The organism is Crenobacter cavernae (assembly GCF_003355495.1).
GTDB classification, from domain to species: domain Bacteria; phylum Pseudomonadota; class Gammaproteobacteria; order Burkholderiales; family Chromobacteriaceae; genus Crenobacter; species Crenobacter cavernae.
Genome location: NZ_CP031337.1, coordinates 3,149,721 through 3,175,261 on the forward strand (window position 1 = coordinate 3,149,721; position 25,541 = coordinate 3,175,261).

The window sequence follows — 25,541 nt, forward strand, 5'->3', positions numbered from 1 at the left end:
TGAACCGAAACCTAGCTCAAGCATTGGCAGGGGCCGTGGCGCACAGTGGTACCCGGTGCTCCTTGCTCGGCTTCATCCGGCCGGCCGGAATGATCCACAGCCCCTTGTCGAAGTCGATTTCTTGCCAGCTCGCCCCCAGCACCTCCGAAGTACGCTCCGCAGTGAGGATCAGAAACACCAGCGCCTTGGCCGAGCTCGCATCTTCCGCCCGCAGTTTTGTGAACAGGGCAGGTAGATTCGCATAGGGCAAAGAAGGATGGTGGGAGGAGCGCTGGATCTTGCCGGGCGTCGGCAGCAGCTTGTCCAGCAGCCCTTTCCAACGCGCCGGGTTATCGTCGGAGCGGTAGCGGTGAGCAATCGCCCAGTCGAACACCTGTTCGATCCGGCCCCGGACCCGCGAAGCGGTTTCAGTCTTGTCGCGCCAGGTCGGCTCCAGCACCTTGACCACCAACGTCACGTCGATCGCGCCGACCGGTAGTGGCCCCAACTCCGGGTAGACATAGGTGGCGAGGGTATTGGCCCACTGCTGAGAGTGCTTACCGTCTTTCCATTCGTGATGCTTGGCGGTCATGAATCGATCGGCGGCCTCCTGAAAGGTGATCTGCTGGGCTTGTGTCAGGCGCGCCTGATGTCGCTGGCGTTCCCGTTCCTGCTGCGGGTCCTTGCCTTCCGTCAGCAGTAGACGGCATTGCGCCGCCGCGTCGCGCGCCTGCGCCAGCGACAGGTCTTGGCATGAGCCAAGCCCCATCTCGCGGGCCTTGCCGTCGATCATGAAGCGGAACAGCCAAGACTTCCTCTCCGCCAGTCAGCCCCACCGAAGCCCTGCACCTGCAGGGCTTTCGTGTTTTCAGCCCCGACACCCCCTCCCCCCACGCCCCGCTCTTAGCTGCGCGATCGCCACGCCGTCGTCACGGCACGACATTCGCACCCGCCTGATCCGCAGCGACAAACCGGTCTGCACATCTCTCGATCTGTCGCACGAGATCAACGTTGACCGAGCCCTCATGCTGCCACGCCTCCGTCTGGCGAACACGACGACCTTCTCGGCAAGCCCCCCGTCACGGCTGACCCGGACCCGCCAAAAGCAAGGGTAAACCCTTTCATTGTTTTTTCGAAATAAACAACAAATACCAACAAATACAATAAGTTACGTAATTTGTAATTATAGATTACACACCTTATACTGCGATTGTGCTTCGGGCATCGACCCACACAAAAGAAACCGCACAAGAGCAAGTCATACAAAGGAGATCTCAACATGCAGCAAGTCGGAGCCGCGGCGCTTAGCGCGCCCAAGACAGGCGTCAGATGGAAGGTATTCCTGATGATGCTGTTCCTCATCGCACTGAACTACATCGACCGCGCGTCGCTGTCGGTGGCCATGCCGCTGATCGCGAAGGAATTCGACCTGAGCCCCGCCATGCAGGGCCTGTTGCTCAGTTCCTTCTTCTGGACCTACGCGATGATGCAGATCCCGGGCGGCATGCTGGCGGACAAGTACAAGCCGCGCATCGTGATCGCGGCCGCGACCGTCCTCTGGGGTCTGTCCCAGACGCTGGCGGCGTTCTGCGGCAGCGCCACCACGCTCTTGCTGGCCCGTCTCGGCCTCGGCGCGACCGAAGCGCCGATCATGCCGGCCGGCGGCAAGCTCAACGCCAACTGGATGACCAAGAACGAACGCGGCCGCGGCGCGACGCTGCTCGACGGCGGCGCGCCGCTCGGCGCCGCGCTCGGTGCGATCATCATCACCTGGCTGATCACCTCGCTGAACTCGTGGCGTCTCGCCTTCATCGTCGCCGGCGTGGCCACGATCATCGCCGGCTTCTACGCCTACCGCTTCATCCGCAACACGCCGCGCGAGCACCCGTCGGTCAACGAGGCCGAAGCCAGCTACGTCGAGGCCGCCCACGCCGCCGAGCACAGCAACGAACCGGCCAACCTGTCCGGCCGCACCATGGACTTCATCAAGTACCGCTCGGTGTGGTGCATGGCGCTCGGCTGGCTGTGCTTCAACACGGTGTTCTACGGCCTGTTGACCTGGATGCCGAACTACCTGAACAAGGTGCACGGCTTCGACATCAAGCAGATGGGCGGCGCCACCTTCTGCATCTTCTTCTCGGGCTTCGTCGGCGAGCTGGTCGGCGGCTGGATCTCCGACAAATGGAAGGACGCCGGCGGCTCGGCCAACGTGGTGATGCGTACGCTGTTCAGCATCGCCGCGATCATCGCGACCGCGTCGATCTTCTCGGTCGCCTACGTCAAGGACCCGCTGACCGTCGTCATCCTCTTGTCGTCGACGCTGTTCTTCCTGCGCTGGTGCGGCCTGTACTGGTGCGTGCCGTCGATCCTCGGCACGCGCAACAAGGTCGGCGTGCTCGGCGGCATCATGAACCTGGGCGGCAATATCGGCGGCATCTCGGTGCCGATCATCGTCGGCCTGATCGTGCAGACCACCGGCTCCTACTTCCTCGCGTTGATGTTCTTCGCCGCCGCCGGCGTCGGCCTGCTGCTGTGCTCTAACGGCATCGACTACGAAAAGAAACTCCCCGTGTAAACGACAAAGCCGCCTCCCCCGCGGGAGGCGGCACTAAAGAGATAACACCATGAAAAAACGCGTCCTCCTCGGCATGCTGACCCCGTCCTCCAACACCGCGCTCGAACCGATCACCAGCGCGATGGTCGCCCAGCTGCCCGGCGTCAGCGCCCACTTCTCGCGCTTTACCGTCACCGAGATTTCGCTGTCAAATCAGGCGCTCGGCCAGTTCGACACCGGCAACATCATCCAGGCGGCCAAGCTGTTGGCCGACGCCAAGGTCGACGTGATCGCCTGGAACGGCACGTCGTCCGGCTGGCTCGGCTTCGACTCCGACCGCCGCCTGTGCGAGCAGATCCAGGACGCGACCGGCATCCCGGCGACCACCTCGGTGCTGGCGCTGAACGAAATCCTGGAAAAGACCGGCGTGAAGCAATTCGGCCTCGTCAGCCCCTACCTCGAAGACGTGCAGCAGAAGATCGTCGCCAACTACCTGGCTTCCGGCTTCGACTGCTCGGCCGAGAGCCACCTCAAGCTGAAGGTGAATTTCGAGTTTTCCGAGGTCGGCGAAGACACGCTGCGCCAGCAGATCCGCGAAGTCGCGAAGCAGCGCCCCGAGGCGATCACCACCTTCTGCACCAACCTGCACGCGGCGCACCTGGCAGACGAGGTGGAGAAGGAGTTCGGCATTCCGCTCTACGACACCATCTCTACCGTGGTGTGGAAGTCGCTGAAGCTCGCCGGCTACGACACCACCCAGCTCAAGGGCTGGGGCCGGCTGTTCTCCGAAGTCAACTGAGCGCGAGGCGACGATGACTACCCTGTATGACCTGGTGATCCGCAACGCCGATGTCGTGACCGCATCCGAGCGCTTCGTCTGCGATATCGGCGTGAAAGACGGCAGCATCGTCGCGCTCGGGCGCGGCCTCGCGGCGGGCGAGCGCGAGATCGACGCGACCGGCCTGTTGGCGCTGCCCGGCGGCGTCGATGCGCACTGTCACCTCGACCAGCCGCTGCCGGACGGCCTGAAGATGGCCGACGACTTCTTCACCGGCACGCGCGCCGCGGTGTGCGGCGGCACGACGACGGTGATCCCGTTCGCCGCGCAGGAGAAGGGCCAGTCGCTGCAGGCGGCGGTAGACGACTACCACCGCCGCGCCGAAGGCCGCGCGGTCGCCGACTACGCCTTCCACCTGATCGTCTCCGACCCGACGCCCGAGGTGCTCGAGCGCGAACTGCCCGAGCTGATCGCCGCCGGCTACACCTCGTTCAAGATCTACATGACCTACGACGACCTCAAGCTCAGCGATCGCGAGATCCTCGAGGTGATGGACGTCGCGCGCCGCCACCAGGCGCTGGTGATGGTGCACGCCGAGAACTCGGACTGCATCGCGTGGCTGACCGACAAGCTGACCGACGAAGGGCATCACGCGCCGAAGTACCACGCGGTGTCGCGCCCGGCGGTGGCAGAGCGCGAGGCGACGCACCGCGCGATCGCGTTCTCGGAACTGGTCGACGTGCCGATCCTGATCGTGCACGTCTCGGGCAAGGACGCGATCGAGCAGATCGAGTGGGCGCAGCGGCGCGGGCTCAACATCTACGCCGAGACCTGCCCGCAGTACCTGTACCTGACCGCCGAGGACCTCGGCGGCGAAGACGGCTACCACGGTGCCAAGTGCGTATGCAGCCCGCCGCCGCGCGACAGCGACAGCCAGAAGGCCGTCTGGAGCGCGCTCAAGCGCGGCGTGTTCAGCGTGTTCTCGTCCGACCATGCGCCGTTCTCGTACGACGACCCCCAGGGCAAGAAACCCGGCGGCGACGAGGTGTCGTTCGAGCATATCCCGAACGGCATCCCCGGCCTCGAGACGCGGCTGCCGCTGCTGTTCGACGGCGCGATGCGCGGCAAGCTGTCGCTGGGCAAGTTCGTAGAATTGACTTCGCTCAACCCGGCCAAGCTCTACGGTCTCTACCCGCGTAAGGGCACGATCGCCATCGGCGCCGACGCCGACATCGTGCTGTGGGACCCGAACCGCGAGGTCACGATCCGCAACGACGCGCTGCACCACAACGTCGACTACACGCCGTACGAGAACCGCACCGTCCACGGCTGGCCGATGCACTGCCTGTCGCGCGGTGAGCTCTTGGTAGAAAACGGCCGCTACCTCGACCCCAAGGTTGGCCGAGGCCAGTTCCTTAAGGCCGGCAAACCGCAGTACCTCGACCTCTGATAGCGGAGAACCCCATGAAGATTCTGGTGATCAACCCCAACATCTCCGACAGCGTGTCGACACTGATCCAGTCCGAGGCGCACCGCAGCGCGTCGCCCGGCACCGAGATCGAGGTCGCGACCGCGCCGTTCGGCGTCGCCTACATCGAGACGCGCTTCGAGGCGCTGGTCGGCGCCTACGCCAGCGCCTGCGTCGCCGCCGAGCGCTACGGCAGCTACGACGGCGTCGTGGTCGCCGCCTTCGGCGACCCGGGCCTTCAGGGCATCAAGGAGCTGCTCGACGTGCCGGTGGTCGGCCTGACCGAATCGGCGCTGATGACCGCGGCGATGCTCGGCCAACGTTTCTCGATCATCGCGATCTCGTCGCGCATCAAGGCGTGGTACCGCGAGACGGTAGAGCGCAGCCATCTCTCGACGCGTCTTGCGAGCATCCGCTCGCTCGAGGAACCCTTGCGTGACATCGGCAGCGTGCAGCAGGACTACGCCGGAAGGCTGAAGGAGCTGTGCAAGCAGGTGGTCGACGAGGATGGCGCCGACGTCATCATCATCGCCGGCGCGCCGCTGGCCGGCCTCGCGCGCGAGATCCGCGACCAGTTGCCGGTGCCGGTCGTCGACGGCGTGTCGAGCGCGATCACCCAGCTCGAAGGCCTGATCCGTCTGCAGCCGAAAAAGGCGACCGGCGGCAGCTTCACGCATCCGCCGGTCAAGCCGAACCAGGGTCTGCCCGAGCCGCTCGAACGGCTGCTGAACACCCAGCTACGCAACTGTTTCTAGCCCGCACGATCTTTTCTTCTCTCCAGTTCGGGCCACCTCGGTGGCCCATTTTTTTGGAGTCAGCGATGAAAACCGGCCGCGTCGAACGGCAGTAGCCGGCCGCCGGCGTTCGTCATCCGTTTTGGGCTTTTCCAATCCAGCCCCGTGGGAGCATTCATGGTGTTTAACCGTTTGTCCGTGCGCTGGCGTCTGGCGCTGATCATCGTCCTTTCCCTGCTCGGCTATGCCAGCCTGGTGACGGTCGCCGTCGTGTCGATCCGGCAATCGCTGTATCAGAGTTACCAGACCTCGATCCGCAACATCGTCACCACCGGCTATCACACTCTCGAATACTTCCATGAACAGGAAAAGAACGGGCGGATGAGCCGAAACCAGGCGCAGGCCGCGGCAAAAGAGTATTTGCGCGGGCTGCGCTATGGGAACAACGACTACTTCAACCTGTTCGACTATCAAACCCGCAGCGTGATGCACCCGATCCGCCCCGAATTCGAGGGCAAGGACCAGTCGCACCAGAAGGATACGCATGGGGTGCCGTTTGTGAAGCTCATGGTGACCAACGCGGCGACTTCGGCCGAACGGACCGCCTTCCAGCTCACCGAATTTCCCCGCCCCGGCAGCAAGGAGCCGGTGGCCAAGCTCCAGTTTCTACGTGCGTTCGAGCCGTGGCAGTGGGTCTTGGCGTCCGGCGTCTACCTGGATGACGTGGATCGGGTGTTCCGCGAAAAACTCACCACCTTCCTGCTGATCGCCGGCGCCGGCCTGCTGGCAATCTCAACGCTGGCCTACTTCATCTCCTGCAGCCTGATGAAGCAGCTCGGCGGAGAGCCGTCCTATGCGGCCCAAGTGTTGCAAGAAGTGGCAGTCGGCAAACTGGCGGTAGAGGTGCGTGTCGCATCCGAGGCGGACGGCAGTATGCTGGCGGCGCTGAAGACCTCGCTCGCGTCGGTGAGGAACATCCTGGCCGAGATCGCCGCCAGTGCCGGCCAGGTCGCGACCCACTCGCAGGCTATCACCCGTTCGGCGCAGAGCGTCACCGGCGCAAGCCATGCGCAATCCGACGCCACCAAGGCCGTGGCGGTCGCGATCGAGGAGCTGTCGGTCAGCATCGATCATATTTCGGCCGGCAGTCAGGAAACGGAGCAAAACTCCGCCCGGGCGGTGGAGCTCGCCAATCTGGGACAATTCAAGGTCGGCGAGGCGGCGGCGGCGATGAGCAGCATCTCCGTCGCGATCGGCGACGCCGTACAGCGTATCGGCGGCCTTGTCGTGCGGACCAACGAGATCGGCCTGGTCGCCAACGTGATCAAGGACATCGCCGCCCAGACCAATTTGCTCGCGCTAAACGCCGCCATCGAAGCCGCCCGTGCCGGCGAACAGGGACGCGGGTTCGCGGTCGTCGCCGACGAGGTGCGCGGCCTGGCCGAACGAACCGCCAGGGCGACCGTAGAGATAGAGCAGATGATCGCCACTATCCAAACGGACACCCAGTCCGCCGTAAGCTGCATCCAGTCGGCGGTGCCCCAAGCGGAAACCGGCGTGCGCTTAGCAGAAGAGGCTGCGCAATCGCTGGAAGAAATCCGCAGCGGAACGGACGCCACCTTGATTCGGATCCGGGATGTCGCTACGGCGACCAGGGAACAGAGCGCGGCCGGCGTCGCCATTTCCCGACAGGTCGAACAGATCGCGCAGATGGTCGACAGCACGAACGAGGCGGTCAACCACATCGCGCTGGCCGTGGCCGAGCTGGAGCAGTTGTCGGCAAGATTGAATCAGATGGTCGGACGTTTCCAGTACTGACGGCCGCTTACCGGAAACCTCCGGCCCTCTTTATTAAGGAGTTCGCTATGAAAATCGCCCACGTCGAACAAGATGGGCGGCGTCTTACCGCCCTCGTCGACACAGATGGACGGCTGCGCGACGCGAGCACGCTCGTCGCCGCCTTCGACGGCCCGCCCTACTCCGACGACTGGCTCGCGTCTCTGGCTGCCGAACCTATCGAATCGCTGCCCATTCTCGACGGGCCGGTCACTTGGCTGCCTTGCGTGCAAGGCGTCGGCAAGTTCATCGGCATCGGCCTCAACTACCGCGACCACGCGGAGGAAGCCGGCCTGCCGCTGCCGAAGCAGCCTATCGTGTTCGGCAAATGGACCAGCAGCCTGTCCGGCGCCTACGACCCCATCGTACTGCCGCGCGGATCGATGCACACAGACTGGGAGGTCGAACTGGGCGTCGTGATCGGCAAGGCCGGCCGCGACATCCCGGAACACGCGGCGCTCGAGCATGTCGCCGGCTACTGCGTCGTCAACGACGTCACCGAGCGGCGCTGGCAGGGGCTGGACGGCGGGCAGTGGGCGCTCGCCAAGGGTGCGGACAGCTTCGGCCCGATCGGCCCGTGGCTGGTCAGCCGCGACGAGATCGCCGACCCAAATAACTTAGCCCTATGGCTGGAGGTGGACGGGATGCGTTACCAGGACGGCCACACCTCGCAGATGATCTTCAAGGTGCCCGAGCTGATCGCCTATCTGAGCCGCTTCATGAAGCTCGAGCCGGGCGACGTGATCGCCACCGGCACGCCGGCCGGCGTCGGCATGGGCCACAAACCGCCGGTTTATCTCAAACCGGGGCAGACGGTAAGGCTGGGCGTAGAAGGACTCGGCGTGCAGGAGCATCGTGTCGCTTAGCCTAGGATTCATGCGACCCGGCTCGCATGCTACGATGATGATGTTTTTTTAACTGTCCGGCCCCATGGAAACCCAGCAAAAACGACAGAGCCTGCGTACCTCGGGCATGTCGAGCCTCGTCACCAGCCAGCTGCGCGAGATGATAGAAAGCGGCGAGCTGCCGCCGGGCGAGAAGATCAACGAGCGCGAGTTCTGCGAGAAGTTCGACATCTCGAAGACGCCGCTACGCGAGGCGCTGAAGGTGCTGGTCGCCGAGGGACTGGTGTCGCACCGCCAGTTCGTCGGCTACCGCGTCACCTCGATCGACCTCGAAGAGCTGCGCTCGGTGTTCGAGATGCTGCACGCGCTCGAGGAATTCGCCGGCTCGCTGATCGCGTCGCGCATCAAGCCGGCCGAACTCGCCGAGATCGAAGCGCTGCACCAGCGGATGCTCGCCTACCACGACGCCGGCGACAAGAAGAACTACTTCCGCACCAACCAGGCCATCCACGCGAAGCTGATCGACACCGCCGGCAACCCGGTGCTCGCCTCCGTCTACAACAACCTGATGTCCAAGGTCTACCGCGCGCGCGGCACGGCCAACATCGGCCAGTCGCGCTGGGACCAGTCGCTCGGCGAGCACGAGGAGATCATCGCGTCGCTGAACGGAAAATCCGGCACACCGCTGCCGAATGTCATGCGCCGGCACTCCGAGAACACCGCCAAGGAGGTGCTTGAATTCCTGAAAAAGCACAACAAGCCGGCGCGCGTCGTGCAATAGGACGCGCGCAAGGCGACAAAAAACCCCGCCATGGCGGGGTTTTTTCATGCTCGGCCAACGTCAGGCCGCGCGCTTGATCTTCAATTCCTTCAACAGGTGCGCCGGGTCGAAGCCGAAGCGCAGCGCGCCCCAGTGGCGACCGGCCACGGCGATCGGCACCGCGATCTCGGTCAGGATCTCGCCGTTGTCGCGGGCGTAGGTCTGCAACACGAAAGGCTCGGTGCTGCGCGCCGAGCGCAGGCCGACCGCATCGTTGAAGATGCGCTTGTCGCGGCTCATGGCGAGGTCGACGTCGAGCTTGCCGGTCAAGGGCTTCGAACACGCGCTGTTGTGCGTCGGCGCGTAGCCGTTGGTGTCGACCGCCAGGCAGAATCGGCCGCCGTCGGTCTCGCGCACCACGCGGTCGATCACCGGCTGGATGATGCCTTCGACCTGAGTGTCGTAGCCGGTGCGGAACTTGGCCGGGTTGCTGCCGGCTATAGGCTGGTAGCGCTGGTCGAACACGTCGACGCCGCTCTTGGCGAGTTGGCCGAGCTTGTCTTCCAGCTCGAGCCGCGCGAGGCGGGTGTGGTTGATGATCTGGTGGAATTCGCCCTGGCCGACGATGAAGCGGAACACCATGTCCTGCACCTGCTCGGACGCCAACGACAGCTCGGCCGACACCTCCTCGGTGTGCTTCAGCCGCCCGCTGACCCGCTGGCCGAGGTCGTAGATCTCGCTGACGTTGCGATTGACCTGGCCGTTGGTGTGCGCGAACGCCTCCATCGTGCCGGCGATCTGCGTCAGGCTGCTGGCCGTCGACTCGAAGTCGCCCATCATCCTGGCGAAATGCTGCGACGTCTTGGCGACCACCTCGCGCGCCACCTGCGTGTCCTCGGTGATGCGGCTGGTTTCCTCTTGCGTCTCGCCCACCAGCGCGAGCATGCCGTCTACGTTGCCCGAGATCTCCTCGGTCGCCGTCTTCACGCGCTCGGCCAACTTGCGCACCTCGTCGGCCACCACCGCGAAACCGCGCCCGGCCTCGCCGGCGCGCGCCGCCTCGATCGCCGCGTTCAGCGCCAGCAGGTTGGTCTGGTCGGAGATGTCCTTGATCAGGTCGATGATGGTCTTGATGCTGCCCGAGCGGCGGCTCAGGTCGGCGACCGTCTCGTTGAAATGGCCGACCTTGTGGCTGATGTCGTTGATACGGTGCGCGACGTCGCTCAGCTCGTCGTTCGATGTGCGCGCGACGTCGAGGTTGGCCAAGGTCGTCGCCGAGATCGCCTGCGTCTGCTCGGTCACCTGGTTGATGCCTAGCGTCGTCTGCCCGCTCGCCTCGCGCACCTGCTCGACCAGCACGTCCTGCTGGCTGGCGCTCGACAACGATTCGCCGATGTTCTTGCGCGTCGACGCGGTGTCCATCGCGATGCGGATCGTCATCAAACGCACGTTGTTGATCAACTCGCGCATCTTCTTCAGGAACTTGTTGTACGACAGCGAGAGGTCGCGGATTTCGTCGTAGGTGATCGTCGGCAGGTCCTTCGACAGGTTGCCGACGCCGGCGCCGATCTCGTCGAAGATCGCCGTCACCTGTTTCAGCGGCCGCACGATCAGGTAGCGCAGGTACCAGACCATGAAGGCGATGAAGACGAACGAGCCGGCCCACAGCGCCACCGTCCAGAACAGCGCGCTGTCGAGGCTGGCCTCGAGGCTGGCGAGCGCGGCGGCGTCGAGTTTCTGGTCGTTCAGCACCTCGCGGATGTCGCCCAACACGCCGAACAAGTACAGCACCATGCAAAGCTGGAACACGCTGATGAAGAAGAAACTGCAGAGCTTTTTGGTGAGGGAATTCCAGAAGGTCTTTTCGACCTGGGTGTAGACGCGCCAGAACCAAGCCATTGTGGTATGTCCTCCGGGGGCGGGGCTTCTTATTGTCGAATCGTCCGGCCATTTTACCGATTGCCCGACAATTGGCCAGAGGATTATGCGAAGCGAAAGTTGAAGCGGATCAAGGCAAGGTCGAATAGTTTGGGCCAGATCCCGCCCCCGCCGGTGATCGCGCTTTCTGCCTGCGCGAATATATAAAAACGCACGCGCCTATTGCTTGCCCACGCCGCGTTTTCCCGAGCAAAAAGCTTGGCCGAGCCCGTGCGGGCGGCCAAGCTTTGACCCTGCCTTCGTTTAAATCGCGAACCGCTCGGCGAGCAAGGCGGCGAAGCTTTCCGCCGACGGTGCGACACCGTCAGGCAAGGCGGCTTCCTCGACGTCGCCCTGCCCCGGGTCTCTCACCAGTAATCGCAGACCATCATCGCCGCGCGCCAGACGGAAACGCGGCAGCTCGGGCAAGGCGGGTACCCACGCCCATTCGTCGCCCGCGACGTCGAGTTCGACCGCGACCAAGCAACCGTGCTGCAGACCGATCTCCAGCAAGCGACGGCGCGCGTCCAACCGCTGCCACACGTCCCGCTTCTGGTCGGCGTCCAACAGCGTCCAGTGTGCGACCTCGTCGAAGGTGCGCCCGCAGCCACGGCAAACCGGGTCGCCCAGCGCCGTCGTGCACAACGCCACGCACGGCGAATCCCTCTGTTCGGCGTTCGTCATCGACTCAATCTCCGGCTACGACACGACCGCGACACTTGACGACAAGGCCCGTCATGACTGATAAATAATGTCGATTCGATGAAATGTAATATGAAGCCATGCCACACGACGAGTCACTGGTGTTCCAAATCCTGCACCTGATGGGACGCGGAACCTCCCCCACGCTGGAAGAACGATCGCTGATCCGCTCCGTCTCCGAATCCACCGGACGCGAATACTCGCCGGATGACATCGAGCGCCACCTCGGCTACATGCTCGAGCACGGCCTCATCAAACGTTCGCAGATCGGCAACGGGCGGCCGCGCCTGCAACTGGGTTGGGCCGGTTACGACTACCTCGACGACAACTGAGCGTAGCGTCAGTTCGCAACGAACGGCACGCTACATTTAAAGGCTCGCTGATCGACCTTCGGCCGAAAAAGCAAAAAACCCGCATAGCCTGGCGCTGTGCGGGTTTTTTCTTTAATTTTTCGCCGGCAATCGAAATGGTGCCGGAGCCTCTATCGAAGTGTGGCGCAAAAGCCGCGCCAGATAAGGACTCTGTCGTTTCGATTTTGAAAAAGGTACACAAAAAGGTACACAGAATCGATCCGCTGGGCGTCCGAAGGAGCGTATCAGGCTCGACTTGCCACCCTGCCGGGCCCACTCGCTCTGACGCCTCTGGCGGCGCTTCACCCGCTCGGTGCGCCCCCAACGGCCGAGACTATATCAAAAAAGCCTCCGACCCTGCAGTTCACTCTTCCTATCCCCTTCCTGCTTGCCCCCCCCACCCCTCTAAAAAGGTTCTCCATAAAAATGCACACCTGGGCACATGGTCGATGACGGGACCGGCCAGAGATTCGACCCGCCCCCCCTCTGACTTAACCGAGTTAACAGTTTAGTAAGCGCATGGTGCTAGAGACTGGCGAAGTCTCTGGGCTCGAACACCCGTATAGGGTGGCCCCACGGGGGAGGACCCAAGCCGGACGAAGGGTCGTCGCTGTGGGCGACGCCTTGCCATCTTGGCGGCAACTTTCCCACCCCATCAAAAAATCGTTGTGACAGTTGTGACGTCGTGACATCGTTGATTTATAAGGACATTCAAGCTGTGACACGCACCCCCTGTCACAACGTGACAGCGTGACACACGCCCCGTTGCAGGGCTTGAAGGGGTTGGCCGAGCCCGCCTTAACCCTGCTGACAGGGAAGCGCGGCACGGCCAAGCAAGGGCACGCCGCCGACTCGTGAGAAGCAGCAACGAATGGGACAGGATCAGGACACCAGCCCATCCGGCAAGCGGTCAAAGCCGGGCATCGCGTCGACTCGCTCGACGGCCTCGCCCCAGCTTGAGCGCACGGCGGCGAGCGCGTCGACCTCGGCCAGCGGCGGGCAGCCCATCAGCCAGGCAGACGTGCCACCGGCCAGCGTCACCCGCCACCACCACACCCGCCCGACGCCAACCCCGGCGCGTAACGCATAGGCGGTGCAGCGGCCGGCATGGATGGACGTGGGCACCGGGTCGCCACCGCCCCAGCCGCCGGCCAGACAACGGCCCGACACCAGCCGCGCGCAGGCACGGCAGCGCAACGGCAAGGGCTCGCCGTGCGGGCCGATCGGCGCGGCCAACTCGCCCGACACCTCGGCCCCATCATCGAGGCTGCCCGGCCCGTGACTCTCACCCTCGCCACGCACAGAAGCCAGAGACGACGCGACCGCCGGGCGGCGGTCGGGCGTTGGGGCGGGATCGGGGGCGGCCGGGCCGCTGTCGAGCCCGGCGAACCAGCTATCGAGCGGGCCGCTCATGCCGCGTCCTCCTCGTGGCCGTGGTCGGCGAACAGGTTCGAGGTGACGCAGTACACCCGCGCCCGGCCGCTCTTGCTCAGCTTGGCCTCGGGGATCGCGCGCGTCTGCAACAGGTAGCCGCTGCCCTTGGTGACTTCCAGCGCGCCGGCCTGTTGCAACAGCTTGCACACCCGCCCCACGTCCAGCCCGGCGCACACCTCGTGCCGGAAGCTCTCGGGAAACACGTAGTAACGCAGCACGCCGCTCACCGAATCCTTGGCGCGGTAGCCGCAGCGCATCAGCGTCTTGGGCGCGTGCAGGTCCGGGTCGGGGCCGTTGCCGTCCTGCTCGTGCAGCAGCGTTTCCGGCGACAGGCGGGTAAAGCGCGCCTCGCCGTGCTGCTCGAAGAACAGCCGTACCTTGCCGAGCATGGTGTCGTCCTCGCGGTTGCCGCTGGTGCCGCGCAGGGTCAGCCAGTCGGCGAAGCAGACGCGCGCCGATTCCCACGCCGCGCCCTTCGGCCAACCGGTGATGCCCCAGGCGCTCGCCAGCTCGCCGGCCACCGCCACCAGGGCGAAGCGCGCGGCGGCGCGATGCACCTGCCCGTGCGCGCCGGCCGGCACCACGTCGGCGGCGAAGCGGCGCATCTGCTCGACGATCAGCGCCCCAATGCCCGCCCGCTCCGACACCAGCCGCGTCAGGAAGGCGCGCGCCGGGTGGCCGTAGTGGCTGGCGACGGCCGCCTTGAGCTGGTCGGCCAGCGCCTTGCCGCTGGGCTGGTCGTGCAGGGCATGGAACAGGCCGAGCCCCGCCCCGGCGTCGGCGGGCACCGCCAGCAGGCGGATTTCCATGCCGGCCTTCATGTCCTTGCGCGCCTCGGCCATGTGCGCTTCGAGCGTCTTTTCGCCCGACGACAGGAACAGCAGCCGCCATTCGGCCACCGCGCCGCGCGCGCCGCCCCGGTCGTTGGCGCGCGCCTTGCCCCGCCCGTTGCCGAGCATGTACACCGTCTCGCCGACGATGCGCGGGTCGCACTGGTGGATTTCGTCCAGCGGCAGCAGGCAATCCGAATAGGCCGCCGCGATCGCTTCGAGCGCGTTGTCGGTCGCGCGCCAGGTCTGCAGGTAGCCCGGCGCGCCGTACACGCTGGCGGCCACCTGTAGCAGCGTGGTCTTGCCTTGCGAGCTGTCGCCGAAGAAGTGAAAGCCGCCCGACTCCGCGCCCACCACGTCGAGCAGCGGCGCGGCGAACGCCACCGACGCCGCGAAGGCGAAACGGTGATTGCCGACGCAGTAGCGGCCGATCTCGGCCCGCCAGCCTTCCAGCGAGCCGGCGCACGCCATCAGCTCACGTTGTCGGCTGGCGGCCTGATAGACCAGCGCCGCGCCGCCGTCGCCGAGATGGCCCTCGGGCAGCAGGAACACCGGGCCGTGCCAGCCCAGCCGGTTGACGATGGTCGCACGGTCGGCCCCGTCGAAACGCTGCAGGTATTCAAGCAGCCGCTGCCGTGCCTTCGGCCCCGCACCGATGCTCAAGCCCATCGACAGCAAGCCCTTGACCACCTCGGCCCCCTCGCTGCTCGCCAGAAGCTCGGCCGGAATGTTCCATTCCTTATCAGTGCCGTCCGGATCGGCGAAACGCACCAGCAAGCCCCAGTTCAAGCCCTGATGGTCGCGGGTCCGCGCCAGGATGGTCAGCGGCGCGCACACCCACTGCGCGGCATCCATGTCTTCGGTCTGGAAGTAGACGCCGGTATCCGTGACCTTGAACGGGTTGCTGCCCGTGCCGGCTGGCGGTCGCTTGACGCGCTTCGCCGGCTTGGCCGGGGTCTTGGCCTCGCTGGTGTCGGCGGGCTCGGCCGGCGGCGTCTGCGGGTCTGCGCCGTCAACGTTGACGGTGCAGCTCCCCACCGCCCCGGCCGGCGAAGTGCCTGCATCGCACAGGGGGTTGGCACTGGCTGGGGTATGTGCGTCATACACATCCCTCGCCGCGTCGTCGACCAGCCAGCGCCCGGCCTCGGCCAACAGGCGGATATGCTCAGGCGTCCACCCCCGGGCGAGCGCGTCGGCCGCGTCGTCGCCGTCGTTCCACTCGCCACCCTCGACCAGCTCGGGCGCGTTGGCCGAGCCGGCCGGCGCGAAGTCGGCGAAGGCGCGTACATCGACGTGCCGCACCGACGCCGCGTCAACCTTCGCCAGCGCCCCGGCGACCGCCTGCGCGGCCACCTCGCCCGGCGTGTCGTTGTCACGCCAGATCAGGCAATCGCGGCCGGCGAGCGGGGAAAAGTCGGCCTTGCCGACCGCCTCGGCTCCGTTCATCCAGCACACCGCCACATGCTCGGGCAGCAGCTTGGCGGCGGCGTCGGCGGCTTTCTCGCCCTCGCAGACCACCACCGGGGCGGCGGAGCGCTCGGCCAACCTATCGAGCCCGTACAAAGGGCGCGGCGCGGGTAGGTTTTTCCAGCGCCATTCGCGCTTGCCGCTCGCGGCGTCTTCCCACACTGACAGCGGGAAATAGTCCTTGCTGCGCCCGTTCATGCCCGGTTCGAGCCGCGCGACGAACACCAGCGGCAGGCCGGCGGCATCGTTGTAGCGCCACATTTGCACCACTTGGCCGGGGTGCTTGTACTTGTCGCACGGCATCCGGCCCAGCAGATCGGCCGGGATCGGCAGCAGCGGCCGGGCGCTATCGGCCGGCGCGGGCTTGGCCGAGGGCGGCGGTGCGGCCTCGCTGGCGGGCGAAGCCTCGCCGGCCAGAATGCCGAACAGCCGCGCCAGTTCCTTGCACGCCTCGCCTTGCCCGTAGCCTTTGACGTAGGCGACCAGCGACACCACGTCGCCGCCCTTGTCGCCGCTGGCGAAGTCGGCCCACACCCCGGTGTTGGCGTTGATCGAGAACGAGCCGAAACCCTCGTCGCTGCGCTGCGGGTTCAGCATCTGGATTTCGTGGCCGGCCTGCTGGTGCGTCACGCCCAGCCAGTCGAGCACCCGCCCCAAGCCGGCCAGCGCCGCGCGGCTGACCTCGGCGAACGGTAGACGTTTGGCGCTCATGCGGCCCCCTGGTCGGTTTCGGTTGGCGATACCGGCTCGGCCGCCAGCAGGGCCAGCGCCGCGCCGTCGAGCAGGTCGGCGGCGGTGTCGTCCAGCCAGCGCGACAGCCAGTCGGCGTCGAAGTCGTCCGGGCCGGCGTCGAGCGCCGGCAGCAGCGTCTGGACAAAGCCGCTCCACAGCGCGCGGGCGGCGCGGTAACGCGCTTCGCCGTCGAGCGGCAGGCGGTCGAGGAAGCGGAGGTTTTCCAGCAGAGAGAGGGCCAGGGCGCGGCCGATGGCGGCCGGGTAGATCGCCGCCTCTAGGCCGCTTTCGGCGAACGCGGGCAAGGCTCCGCCCGCCAGCCCGGCGAGCGGGTTGGTTTGATTGGGATTCATCATGATCGGACCTTGTTTAGGTGGGTTGGGCGCGGCGGCGACGCGACGATGCTTCGGATTCCGACGCGGCAGCCACGGGCAGCGCTTGCGCCGTGGCGGCGGCGTTCTCGCACTCTGACCGCCTGTTTTGCGCCGCATACTGCGCCTGTAGGCCGAATTCGAGCGCATCGCCCAAGATGCGTAGCAAAGCGCCAACGTTGGGCATCAACGCCGCCTCGTCGCCGGTTTCGCGCGGGCAGTTCGATAGCAGGCGCGACAAGGCTTGCAGGCTGTCGGCCACGTCGGAGCAAATGACCTCGGCGTGCGACTCGGCCAGCCGAAGCACGGCGGGATCGGCCAGCGGTTCCGTACCTTGGGCAGCGCCATGCCACGGGCCGCGCGAAAGGGTCTGATGATTCTCGGCCAGGTAGAGAAAGGCGTTTGGCGTGTTCATTGCCAGCCCTCCCCGGAAGTCAGACGGCGCACGCGCAACGGTTGGCCGAGCCGGGCGGACAGTTTGGCTAGCTCGCGCTCCGCGTCGGCGCGGCTGGTGTGTTCTCTCTCGGATGCCGGCATCGCAGATATGACGCCGCCTTGATCGCCATGACCAAAGGTTTGCGGCTCCGCATAGGCGACGTAGTAGACGGTTTGCATCATGACCGTGCCCCCGATAGTTGTTCGCGCTCGAAATTGACCGCGCGCGCGGCGGTCGTGGCGATGCGGCCGGCCATGAACAGGACGCTTTGATAGGCGTCGAGGCTTGACGAGCCGTCCACCAGCGCGGCAGCGGCGGCCAGCTCGTCGAGTGCCATCGCCACGTTTTCGAGGGTGAATACCGCGCTGTCGCGGTCGATCAGCGCATTCAGGGCGTGGGCTTGTTGACGTTCCATCATGCCACCTCCGCCACGGTAAAGCCTGCGGCGGCCGGCTGGATCACGGCGCGACGGCCACGGGACACCAGCAAGGCGGCAAGCGCGCGGGCCTCGGCCAACGTGGGCAAGGTCGAAACGGGAACGGCGAATACGGGGAACAGGTGCGCGAGGGCGCGCGAGATCGTGCGGGGCATGGTGGCCTCCTGTGCGGTGTCAAACCCGCCTCCCGACGCCAATCGGGGGTGGCAGGCGCATGGCGGGATTGGCGTACCGGCGCACAGGGAACCGGCGAGCCCGAAGGCTCTCCCACCACGGCCCGCCATAGAAGAAGACGCACCAATGGTGTGTGACGGACGTAAAAAACGCCGCGTGGGGCGGCTGTCCGCCTGTGCATTCGAGACGCCAATCTCGGTCGCGCTATTGAACACGACGGGGGCATTCTCGCTGTCGGCTGGCATGGCGTCAAGCCGGCCGGCCCGCTCGTCGTCCAGCGCACGCAAGGCCAAGGCATCCAGGAAGCCGGGGCCGTCCTCGATAATCCGCTGCTGGACCATCGCAAACACCTTGGGGTATTGCTGGAAAAACCGGCCCAATGCCTCGTGGGCCTGCTTCAAGGTTTCGGCGTCATGCGGCATGGCAGACCTCCGGGCGGTAGAGCTGGTGTTGCGCGACGCGATGCGCCAGGCTGGCGCGATAGCCGGGACTGATGCCGGCCGCGTCGTGGCAGCTCGCGCACACAGCGGCGGCGAACGGTTGGCCGAGCAACGGCAACACCAGCCGCTTGCCGAGGACACGGCGCTCGCCGCACAGCGGGCACGCCGAAACCGGGTGCTTGGCGGTGGCGGCTTTGCTAGAATCACCGCACTCGACCCGCCGACGGGGAGAGGACACAGAGCAGTTTCCAGTGAAGGCCCGGCGCACCACCGCCGGGCCTTTCGCTTTTTGGCGCGCAGGCGCGTTCATCGGCTTGCCGGCCATTACGCCACCTCCGCCACATTGGCATTCAGACGTTGAGCAATCCATGCCTCGACAATCGCGGAATTCCAGCCATTCGAGCGCGGTCCCAGTTTGATCGGTGCAGGAAAGTCGCCGGTCTTGATCTTGGCGTAGAGGCTGCTGCGGGACAGCCCGATACGACGGAGCACCTCGGGCAAGCGCATGATGTAGAGCCCACCGGTCTGCATACTGGCGGGCGGCGTGGCGGCCAACAACGGCGCGGCGACGGGCTCGGCTTGGGCGGTGCGGTAGGCTTCCAGGTCGGCCAGCCGATAAACGGCCTTGCGGCCGAGCTTGGCAAAGGCCGGGCCTTTGCCCTCGCTGGCGTACTGGTTCAGGGTGAAGACGGAAACGCCGAGGAAGTCGGCGGCCTGTTGGCGGGTCAACAGGCGACGGGGGTCGATTGAGTCGGCTTGCATGAAACATCCTCCTTGCTTGGGTTGGTTTAACCGCAAACGTGCAATGACGTTTGGCAAGGAGGATGTTAGGGACTGCTCTCGGGCTAGATAATATGGGTGCTACTCATCTTTTTCGTACCTTGACCCATGGGTGCCGCACGTCAAAAAACGGGGCTAGCGCCCACTGGGGCAGGCTATCGCTACTTGGAGTTGGCTTTTTTGATGCGTTTTCGAATGTCGTTAATCCGGTCTTTCGTGACATCCTCATCGGGAAAAACCAGTCCACATTGCAGGCTCATCGCTTGATGGGACACTCGGGGTATTTGGGCAATCTTTACGAAGGGGCTCTCCTCAATGCCAGCATCGAATAGAGCAACGTAGCGGGCCAATAAAGAGTCAGGGGTATAGTTGCCAATCGAAAACCCATGCTTGCCATCTCGTTCAAATCTGTCCTGATGCCAGCGGATTCGCGTTGTAACTCCCTCCAGCATGTCAGCCAATGTCGGCAGGTGCCCCCTCACCCCATGCATGCTTATCTCTTCTTCCAAGGCGCGCGCCTCTGTGGAGTCTTCTTCCAGCCCCGCTAGCGCCTCAAAACGCTTGGCATTCCCCCCGCTGTCATTGTTTACGGAGACAGCCGCCCGATAAGCGAAGGCAAGGTTTTTTAGCTCTACTGGCAAGACATTAGCCCCTCTTTCTAAAGCACCATGCATGGCATATAGGTCACGGAGTGTAGCTATCAACTGGCTCGCCTGATCGACCGTATCGGAAAGTTTGCGCTTGATATCGTGATACGTACCATACGGATCACGATCAATGTAATACGCATAAATGCGGTTATGGGTTTCGAGCCAGCTAACATAGTCATCACCCGTCCAGACTCTTGCCCCTTGTGCTACCTCATTCTTATTGGGTTTGCGTCCAAGCAGCTTGAAGAGGGCCTGCGAGTCCTGGCTAAAGAGTAGATTTTCGTAGCGTTTGAAAAACCAAACTCGGCCGCTTTTCAAGTCATGTTGGACGCGATCCCAGATCGAAAGGGGCAGATAGTCAGGCTTGGCCTTCCCCAGATACTCGAAGGGGTTGGACAGCATGGTTACATTGGGCATAGACATCTCTTGTGGCATCGCGCCGAAGTTTTCGGCACTCGACTCAGGCCGAGCGCTTGAAGTTGACCGGCCGCACGTTGCCGCCCTGCTGGCTGTCGTGGAAGTCTGCCCACCACTGCAGCATGCGCCGCCGCTCTTCCAGGTATTCGGCGCGGTGATAGGCAGCCCGGACCTTGTTGCGCTCCGCGTGCGCGAGCTGGCGCTCGATCACGTCGGGATCGAAGCCTTCTTCGTTCAGCACCGTCGACGCTAGCGCGCGGAAGCCGTGCGGCGTGGCGGTGCCCTTGTAGCCCATGCGGCCGAGCGCGTAGCTCAGGGTGTTCTCGCTCATCGGCTTGTCGTGGTCCGTCATGGCCGGGAACAGCAGCGCGCCGCGCCCGGTCAGCGGCCGCAATTCCTGCAGCAGGGCGAGCGCTTGGCGCGACAGCGGCACCAGGTGCGGCGCGCGCATCTTCATTCGCTCGGCCGGGATGCGCCATTCGGCGCGCTCAATATCGAACTCGTCCCAGCGCGCCGCGCGCAGCTCGCCCGGCCGAACGAAAGTCAGGATCAGCAGGTGCATCGCGATCCGCGTCGGCTGGTGTAGCGGCTCGGCGGCGAGGCGGCGATAGAACTCGGGCAGCTCGCTGCGCGGCATAGCCGGCCGGTGCTCGACCTTGGTCGCACTCAGAGCGCCGGCCAGGTCGGCGGCCGGGTTGTATTCGGCCCGGCCGGTCTGGATCGCATAGCGGATGATTGCGTTGACGCGTTGCAGGACGCGGCCGGCGGTTTCCACCGCGCCGCGTTTCTCGATCTTGCGCAGCGCGTCGAGGATCAAGGGGGCGGTCAGGTCGGTGACAGGGATTTTGCCGAGGGCCGGGAAAGCATCCGCCTCAAGCGATTCGAGCACCCGCACGGCGTGACCTTCGGTCCAGCGCGGCAGCTCGTTGGCGTGCCACTCGCGCGCGATGGCCTCGAAGGCATTGGCGGCTGCGACCTTGGCCGCCACCTTGGCGACTTTCTTCGCGTGCCCGGGGTTGGCTCCCTCTTCAAGCTGGCGACGCGCTTGGGCGGCCTTGTCGCGCGCTTCGGCCAACGTTACCGCCGGGTACTTGCCAAAGGACAACTTGCCCGGCTTGCCGGCGAAGCGGTAACGGAACAGCCACAGCTTGCCGCCGGCGGGCGTCACTTCGAGGAACAGGCTGCCACCGTCCGCCAGGTGATAGGGCTTGTCCTGCGGCTTGGCTTGTCGGATGGCGAGATCGGTCAGGGGCATGGCGTGGTCCTCGTGTGTACCTTTTGCGGTGTACCTTTTCGATCCCATCTCCGATGCGCCGCTAGGCTGGGGCGAAGCCCCATCCGCGCCCGCCTTTCGGCGGCCTTGCTTGGCTATCAGGCGATGGGGTCCGGCTGGTGTTTTGCCCCGATTCTGGCCTGTCACGTTGTGACAAACGGTTTTGTCACAACACGGCACCCCATGTAAGCCTTTGATTTATTGGCTGTCACAACCGTCACAACTGTCACAACGGTTTTTTGAGGGGGTCGGGAAAATGGATGAATCCCCAGCCGCGCGGCCGATCCGATGCCACGGGGCGCTTGAGGGTCATACATACATTTTTCTAACCAGTGTATGAATCGGAAAAGGTGCTAGTGACGGGATTGTGTACCTTTTTCCGGGGGCGTTCTAGGAAGGTACACAAAAAGGTACACAGATTGGCCGGATGTAGCTGGATGTTTCTGGACGACGCTGGACAACAAAAAACCCGCAAAGCCTTGTGCTGTGCGGGTTATCTGGACTTACTTGGACTTCGCTGGATGCTGATGTGGTGCCCGGAGCCGGACTCGAACCGGCACGACCGCGAGGTCGGCGGATTTTAAGTCCGCTGTGTCTACCATTTCACCACCCGGGCGAAATAATCAACTGAATTGGAGGCGGGGGTCGGAATCGAACCGGCGTAGACGGCTTTGCAGGCCGCTGCATAACCACTTTGCTACCCCGCCTTTGACTGGCGTCGAACCGGCTGCCACCGGGTCGCAATAAACTGGAGCGGGAAACGAGGCTCGAACTCGCGACCTCAACCTTGGCAAGGTTGCGCTCTACCAACTGAGCTATTCCCGCGTATTGCTGTGTGACGGTTGGAGCGGGAAACGAGGCTCGAACTCGCGACCTCAACCTTGGCAAGGTTGCGCTCTACCAACTGAGCTATTCCCGCATCACACAGATTTTCTGAAACAGGCTTTTGGAGCGGGAAACGAGGCTCGAACTCGCGACCTCAACCTTGGCAAGGTTGCGCTCTACCAACTGAGCTATTCCCGCATGACCTGGATCATGCTGGAGCGGGAAACGAGGCTCGAACTCGCGACCTCAACCTTGGCAAGGTTGCGCTCTACCAACTGAGCTATTCCCGCTCTAACTTTCTCGCTTTCGACTCGTCGTCTGCTGCAAGAGACTGCGAATTATAAGGATTAATCTGGGGCTGTCAACACATTCCGTTCAGTTTATTTTCCTGAAAATTCGCGCGCCGCCATGCGCAGGTAATAAACCATTGACCACAAAGTCAAAATCGCCGCGACCACCATGAACAGGTTGCCGACGAGCAGGGTCGACACGCCCGGAATCAAGGGTTCGGCGAACAAGAGCAGCAGGATGGCCGCCATCTGCGCGCTGGTCTTGAGCTTGCCGATGGTCGCCACCGCGACGCTCTTGCGCTTGCCCATTTCCGCCATCCACTCGCGCAGCGCCGAGATCGCGATCTCGCGGCCGATGATGATCATCGCGAGCCAGGCGTAGGTCCGCCCCTGGTCGACCAGCAGGATCAGCGCGGCGGCGACGATCAGCTTGTCGGCCACCGGGTCGAGGAAGGCGCCGAACGACGAGGTCAGGCCGAGCCGGCGCGCGAGGTAACCGTCGAGCCAGTCGGTGATGCTGGCCACCGCGAAGATCAGCGCCGCCAGGAGGTTGGCCGAGCGCGGCGTCAGCACCGTGTCCGGCAGGTAGAAGACGATCACGAAGACCGGGATCAGGCCGACCCGCAGCCAGGTCAGAAAGATGGGCAGATTAAAGGGCATGGGGGGCGCGTCTTAATGCAGGGCGTTGTAAATTTTTTCGGCCAGCGCGCGGCTGATGCCTTCCACCTGCGCCAGGTCGTCGACGCTGGCCGCCGCGACGCCCCTGAGGCCGCCGAAACGGGTCAGCAGGCGCTGGCGACGCTTGGCGCCGATGCCCGGGATGTCTTCCAGGCTCGAGGTGACGCGCGCCTTGGCGCGGCGCGCGCGGTGGCCGGTGATGGCGAAGCGGTGTGCCTCGTCGCGGATGGTCTGGATCAGGTGCAGCGCCGGATGGTCGCTCGGCAATTGTACCGTCTTTTGCAGGAACGGCAGAATCAGGGTTTCCAGACCTACCTTGCGCTCCTCGCCCTTGGCGACGCCGACCACCGGCAGGTTGAGGCCGACCTCGGCCAACACCTCGAGCGCGACGCCGACCTGGCCCTTGCCGCCGTCAATCAGCACGACGTCGGGCAGCTTGCCTTCGCCCCCGGCCAACTTGGTATAACGGCGAGTCAGCACCTCGCGCATCGCGCCGTAGTCGTCGCCGGCCGCGGCGGTCTCGATGTTGTAGCGCCGGTATTCGGACGGCTGCATCGCGCCCTTGTCGTACACCACGCACGAGGCGACGGTCGCCTCGCCCATCGTGTGGCTGATGTCGAAGCACTCGAGCCGCTCGAGCGCTTCCATTTCCAGCTGCTCGGCCAACGCCTCGAGGCGCAGCGTCTGCGTCGCGCGGCTCGCCGCACGCTGGCCGATCGCCAGCCGCGCGTTCTTCTCGGCCATCTCGAGCCACACGCGCCGCTCGCCGATCGGGTTGGCGTTGATCGCGAGCCGGCGCCCGGCGCGCTCGACGAGGTAATCGCGCAGCACCTCGCTGACGTCGAGGTTGACGAGGATCAGCGGCGGCAGCGGCGCGCCGAGGTAATGCTGGCCGAGGAAGGCCTCGAGCGTCGCCAGCGCGTCGGCGTCGCCGGCGCTATTGGGGAAGAAGCTCTTGTCGCCCAGGTGGCGGCCGCCGCGGATCATCGTCAGGTTCACGCAGCTCAAGCCACCCTCTTCGACCGCGACCACCACGTCGCAATCGAGCTGGCTGGTATTGCTCTCGACGAACTGCTTTTCCTGCACGCGCACCAGCGCCTGGATCTGGTCGCGGAGTTCGGCCGCCTGCTCGAATTCGAGCGCCGCCGCGGCCGCTTCCATGCGCTGCGACAAGAGCGTTATCAGCTCGTTCTGCTTGCCCTGCAGGAAGGACACCGCGCTTTGCACGTCGCGCCGGTAGTCGTCCGGGCTGATCAAGCCGACGCACGGTCCCGAGCAGCGCTTGATCTGGTAAAGGAGACAGGGCCGCGAGCGGTTGGCGAACACGCTGTCCTCGCAGGTACGAATGCGGAACACCTTCTGCAGAATCTGGATGCTCTCGCGCACCGCGTAGCCGTTCGGGTAAGGACCGAAGAACTGGTGGCGCTTGTCGAGCGGGCCGCGGTAGTACGCCAGCTGCGGGAACGCGTGGCCGGACAGCATCAGGTAGGGATACGACTTGTCGTCGCGGAACAGGATGTTGTACTTCGGGGCGAGCGCCTTGATCAGGTTGTTTTCGAGGATCAGCGCCTCGGCCTCGTTGCGCGTGACCGTGGTCTCGATCGCGGCGATCTGGCGTACCATCAACTGGATGCGCGGCGACAGGTCGCTCTTCTGGAAGTAGGAGCTGACGCGCTTTTTCAGGTCGATCGCCTTGCCGACATAGAGCACGTCACCACGCGCGTCGAGCATGCGGTAGACGCCGGGCAGGCCGGGCAGGTTGGCGAGCACCGGTTTCGGATCGAAGGTGTGGGGCGGCGTTTTCACTTGCACCAGGTCGCTACGTTCTGCTCGGCCTGACGCAGCTGGTCGGCGCGGTTCTTGTCGTCGAGGTACTGCACGTTGCCGTTCTTGTCGACGAACTTCACCCGCCCACCCTGCTGCACGACCGCCAGGTTGCCGCGCGCGCGCGTACAGTTCTCTTGCTTGACCTTGGCGTTCTGCGCGTCGATCTTGGCATTCTCCTCCTTCACCTTGGCGTTCTGCGCGTCGAGCTCCTTGCCCGTGTCGGCCTTAGGCCTAGCGACGCCGCCCGAAGCATTGACGGCGGCGTTGGCCGAGGCCGGCGGCGTCGCGGCCGGTTTGACCGTCACTGGCTTCGCGGTCACGCCGGGCGGCGGCTGGTCGGAAAACACCGTCTTGCCGTTGGCGTCCTTGTACGTATAGACCGTGGCGTGGGCGCCTGCGGCGAACAACAGCGTCGCACAGCTGATCAAAGCGACAAGTTTCATCATTCCTCCCTATTCTGGCCCGAGGGCCGCTGTATGCTGGTGAGACCGCGCGTCACCCCTTTAATGGATCGCCGTAGCAGGGTTTGCCTGATTTTGCCAGCGAAAACGTTAGCCG

At 64.7% G+C, this 25,541-nt stretch carries 26 protein-coding genes and 6 tRNA genes; 8 read left to right on the top strand and 24 right to left on the bottom strand.

The genetic code is table 11. The annotated features are described in order from the left end of the window. Window positions 1–16 precede the first annotated feature (16 nt). Window positions 17–805 (bottom strand): tyrosine-type recombinase/integrase, encoded by a 789-nt coding sequence (locus tag DWG20_RS15275; RefSeq protein ID WP_342767288.1) that lies wholly within the window; start codon window positions 803–805, stop codon window positions 17–19. A 453-nt stretch (window positions 806–1,258) separates the two neighbouring features. Here DWG20_RS15275 and DWG20_RS15280 point away from each other — a divergent pair, with 453 nt between their 5' ends. From DWG20_RS15280 to DWG20_RS15310, 7 genes are all read left to right on the top strand, one after another. Next, complete coding sequence (locus tag DWG20_RS15280) at window positions 1,259–2,554, top strand: MFS transporter (protein WP_115434600.1); 1,296 nt, start codon at window positions 1,259–1,261, stop codon at window positions 2,552–2,554. Between the two features lie 49 nt (window positions 2,555–2,603). Next, the gene (locus tag DWG20_RS15285; protein ID WP_115434601.1) at window positions 2,604–3,332 is read left to right on the top strand and encodes a maleate cis-trans isomerase family protein; all 729 of its coding nucleotides are present in this window, start codon (window positions 2,604–2,606) and stop codon (window positions 3,330–3,332) included. Window positions 3,333–3,345: 13 nt separating this feature from the next. Then, window positions 3,346–4,761, top strand: a complete 1,416-nt coding sequence (gene hydA / locus DWG20_RS15290) for a dihydropyrimidinase (protein ID WP_115434602.1) — start codon at window positions 3,346–3,348, stop codon at window positions 4,759–4,761. A 14-nt stretch (window positions 4,762–4,775) separates the two neighbouring features. Beyond that, window positions 4,776–5,534, top strand: a complete 759-nt coding sequence (locus DWG20_RS15295) for an aspartate/glutamate racemase family protein (RefSeq protein ID WP_115434603.1) — start codon at window positions 4,776–4,778, stop codon at window positions 5,532–5,534. Window positions 5,535–5,690: 156 nt separating this feature from the next. Next, entirely contained in the window at window positions 5,691–7,331 is a 1,641-nt protein-coding gene (locus tag DWG20_RS15300) for a methyl-accepting chemotaxis protein (RefSeq protein WP_115434604.1), read from the top strand. 47 nt (window positions 7,332–7,378) lie between these two features. Beyond that, a complete protein-coding gene (locus DWG20_RS15305) occupies window positions 7,379–8,215 on the top strand; it encodes a fumarylacetoacetate hydrolase family protein (RefSeq protein WP_115434605.1) in 837 nt (278 codons plus the stop codon). Window positions 8,216–8,279: 64 nt separating this feature from the next. Continuing rightward, window positions 8,280–8,975: a GntR family transcriptional regulator gene (locus DWG20_RS15310; protein ID WP_115434606.1), complete on the top strand. Its 696-nt coding sequence runs from the start codon at window positions 8,280–8,282 to the stop codon at window positions 8,973–8,975. A 60-nt stretch (window positions 8,976–9,035) separates the two neighbouring features. Here DWG20_RS15310 and DWG20_RS15315 read toward each other — a convergent pair whose 3' ends face one another. The 3 genes from DWG20_RS15315 to DWG20_RS15325 all read right to left on the bottom strand — a co-directional run bounded on the left by DWG20_RS15315 (window position 9,036) and on the right by DWG20_RS15325 (window position 11,555). Then, entirely contained in the window at window positions 9,036–10,853 is a 1,818-nt protein-coding gene (locus tag DWG20_RS15315; protein WP_115434607.1) for a methyl-accepting chemotaxis protein, read from the bottom strand. A gap of 83 nt (window positions 10,854–10,936) precedes the next feature. After that, entirely contained in the window at window positions 10,937–11,116 is a 180-nt protein-coding gene (locus tag DWG20_RS16210; RefSeq protein ID WP_115434608.1) for a hypothetical protein, read from the bottom strand. Window positions 11,117–11,135: 19 nt separating this feature from the next. Further along, window positions 11,136–11,555: a DUF1289 domain-containing protein gene (locus DWG20_RS15325; RefSeq protein ID WP_115434609.1), complete on the bottom strand. Its 420-nt coding sequence runs from the start codon at window positions 11,553–11,555 to the stop codon at window positions 11,136–11,138. 119 nt (window positions 11,556–11,674) lie between these two features. On the opposite strand from DWG20_RS15325, the gene DWG20_RS15330 reads away from it, so the two are divergent. After that, entirely contained in the window at window positions 11,675–11,905 is a 231-nt protein-coding gene (locus tag DWG20_RS15330; RefSeq protein WP_147289977.1) for a hypothetical protein, read from the top strand. Between the two features lie 900 nt (window positions 11,906–12,805). Here DWG20_RS15330 and DWG20_RS15335 read toward each other — a convergent pair. The 20 genes from DWG20_RS15335 to DWG20_RS15430 all read right to left on the bottom strand — a co-directional run bounded on the left by DWG20_RS15335 (window position 12,806) and on the right by DWG20_RS15430 (window position 25,429). Further along, the gene (locus DWG20_RS15335) at window positions 12,806–13,336 is read right to left on the bottom strand and encodes a hypothetical protein (protein ID WP_115434611.1); all 531 of its coding nucleotides are present in this window, start codon (window positions 13,334–13,336) and stop codon (window positions 12,806–12,808) included. Beyond that, window positions 13,333–16,365: a DUF927 domain-containing protein gene (locus DWG20_RS15340; protein ID WP_115434612.1), complete on the bottom strand. Its 3,033-nt coding sequence runs from the start codon at window positions 16,363–16,365 to the stop codon at window positions 13,333–13,335. Before DWG20_RS15340 ends, DWG20_RS15335 begins: the two co-directional genes overlap by 4 nt. Further along, complete coding sequence (locus tag DWG20_RS15345; protein WP_115434613.1) at window positions 16,362–16,742, bottom strand: hypothetical protein; 381 nt, start codon at window positions 16,740–16,742, stop codon at window positions 16,362–16,364. Before DWG20_RS15345 ends, DWG20_RS15340 begins: the two co-directional genes overlap by 4 nt. 13 nt (window positions 16,743–16,755) lie before the next feature. Then, on the bottom strand, window positions 16,756–17,172 hold the full coding sequence (locus DWG20_RS15350; RefSeq protein WP_115434614.1) for a hypothetical protein: 417 nt from the start codon (window positions 17,170–17,172) through the stop codon (window positions 16,756–16,758). Further along, window positions 17,169–17,375 (bottom strand): hypothetical protein, encoded by a 207-nt coding sequence (locus DWG20_RS15355; protein WP_115434615.1) that lies wholly within the window; start codon window positions 17,373–17,375, stop codon window positions 17,169–17,171. Before DWG20_RS15355 ends, DWG20_RS15350 begins: the two co-directional genes overlap by 4 nt. After that, on the bottom strand, window positions 17,372–17,611 hold the full coding sequence (locus DWG20_RS15360; protein WP_147289978.1) for a hypothetical protein: 240 nt from the start codon (window positions 17,609–17,611) through the stop codon (window positions 17,372–17,374). Before DWG20_RS15360 ends, DWG20_RS15355 begins: the two co-directional genes overlap by 4 nt. Next, window positions 17,608–18,225, bottom strand: a complete 618-nt coding sequence (locus tag DWG20_RS15365; protein ID WP_115434617.1) for a hypothetical protein — start codon at window positions 18,223–18,225, stop codon at window positions 17,608–17,610. Before DWG20_RS15365 ends, DWG20_RS15360 begins: the two co-directional genes overlap by 4 nt. After that, window positions 18,215–18,481 carry a hypothetical protein gene (locus tag DWG20_RS15370; protein WP_147289979.1) on the bottom strand — a complete coding sequence of 89 codons (267 nt, stop codon included), beginning with the start codon at window positions 18,479–18,481 and terminating at the stop codon, window positions 18,215–18,217. The genes DWG20_RS15365 and DWG20_RS15370 overlap by 11 nt, the downstream gene beginning before the upstream one ends. A gap of 86 nt (window positions 18,482–18,567) precedes the next feature. Next, on the bottom strand, window positions 18,568–19,005 hold the full coding sequence (locus tag DWG20_RS15375; protein ID WP_115434619.1) for a helix-turn-helix transcriptional regulator: 438 nt from the start codon (window positions 19,003–19,005) through the stop codon (window positions 18,568–18,570). Between the two features lie 179 nt (window positions 19,006–19,184). Next, entirely contained in the window at window positions 19,185–20,090 is a 906-nt protein-coding gene (locus DWG20_RS15380) for a hypothetical protein (protein WP_115434620.1), read from the bottom strand. 43 nt (window positions 20,091–20,133) lie between these two features. Continuing rightward, window positions 20,134–21,345: a tyrosine-type recombinase/integrase gene (locus tag DWG20_RS15385; protein ID WP_115434621.1), complete on the bottom strand. Its 1,212-nt coding sequence runs from the start codon at window positions 21,343–21,345 to the stop codon at window positions 20,134–20,136. A gap of 548 nt (window positions 21,346–21,893) precedes the next feature. Next, window positions 21,894–21,979, bottom strand: a tRNA-Leu gene (locus tag DWG20_RS15390). 17 nt (window positions 21,980–21,996) lie between these two features. Next, a tRNA-Cys gene (locus DWG20_RS15395) sits at window positions 21,997–22,070 on the bottom strand. 42 nt (window positions 22,071–22,112) lie between these two features. Then, window positions 22,113–22,188 (bottom strand) — tRNA-Gly (locus DWG20_RS15400). Window positions 22,189–22,206: 18 nt separating this feature from the next. Then, window positions 22,207–22,282 (bottom strand) — tRNA-Gly (locus DWG20_RS15405). 28 nt (window positions 22,283–22,310) lie between these two features. Beyond that, a tRNA-Gly gene (locus DWG20_RS15410) sits at window positions 22,311–22,386 on the bottom strand. Window positions 22,387–22,402: 16 nt separating this feature from the next. Next, window positions 22,403–22,478 (bottom strand) — tRNA-Gly (locus DWG20_RS15415). A gap of 90 nt (window positions 22,479–22,568) precedes the next feature. Further along, window positions 22,569–23,138, bottom strand: a complete 570-nt coding sequence (pgsA, locus tag DWG20_RS15420; RefSeq protein ID WP_115434622.1) for a CDP-diacylglycerol--glycerol-3-phosphate 3-phosphatidyltransferase — start codon at window positions 23,136–23,138, stop codon at window positions 22,569–22,571. Window positions 23,139–23,150: 12 nt separating this feature from the next. Continuing rightward, the gene (uvrC, locus tag DWG20_RS15425; RefSeq protein ID WP_425451595.1) at window positions 23,151–24,968 is read right to left on the bottom strand and encodes an excinuclease ABC subunit UvrC; all 1,818 of its coding nucleotides are present in this window, start codon (window positions 24,966–24,968) and stop codon (window positions 23,151–23,153) included. Further along, window positions 24,959–25,429 (bottom strand): DUF4124 domain-containing protein, encoded by a 471-nt coding sequence (locus tag DWG20_RS15430; protein WP_115434624.1) that lies wholly within the window; start codon window positions 25,427–25,429, stop codon window positions 24,959–24,961. Before DWG20_RS15430 ends, uvrC begins: the two co-directional genes overlap by 10 nt. Between the last annotated feature and the right edge of the window lie 112 nt (window positions 25,430–25,541).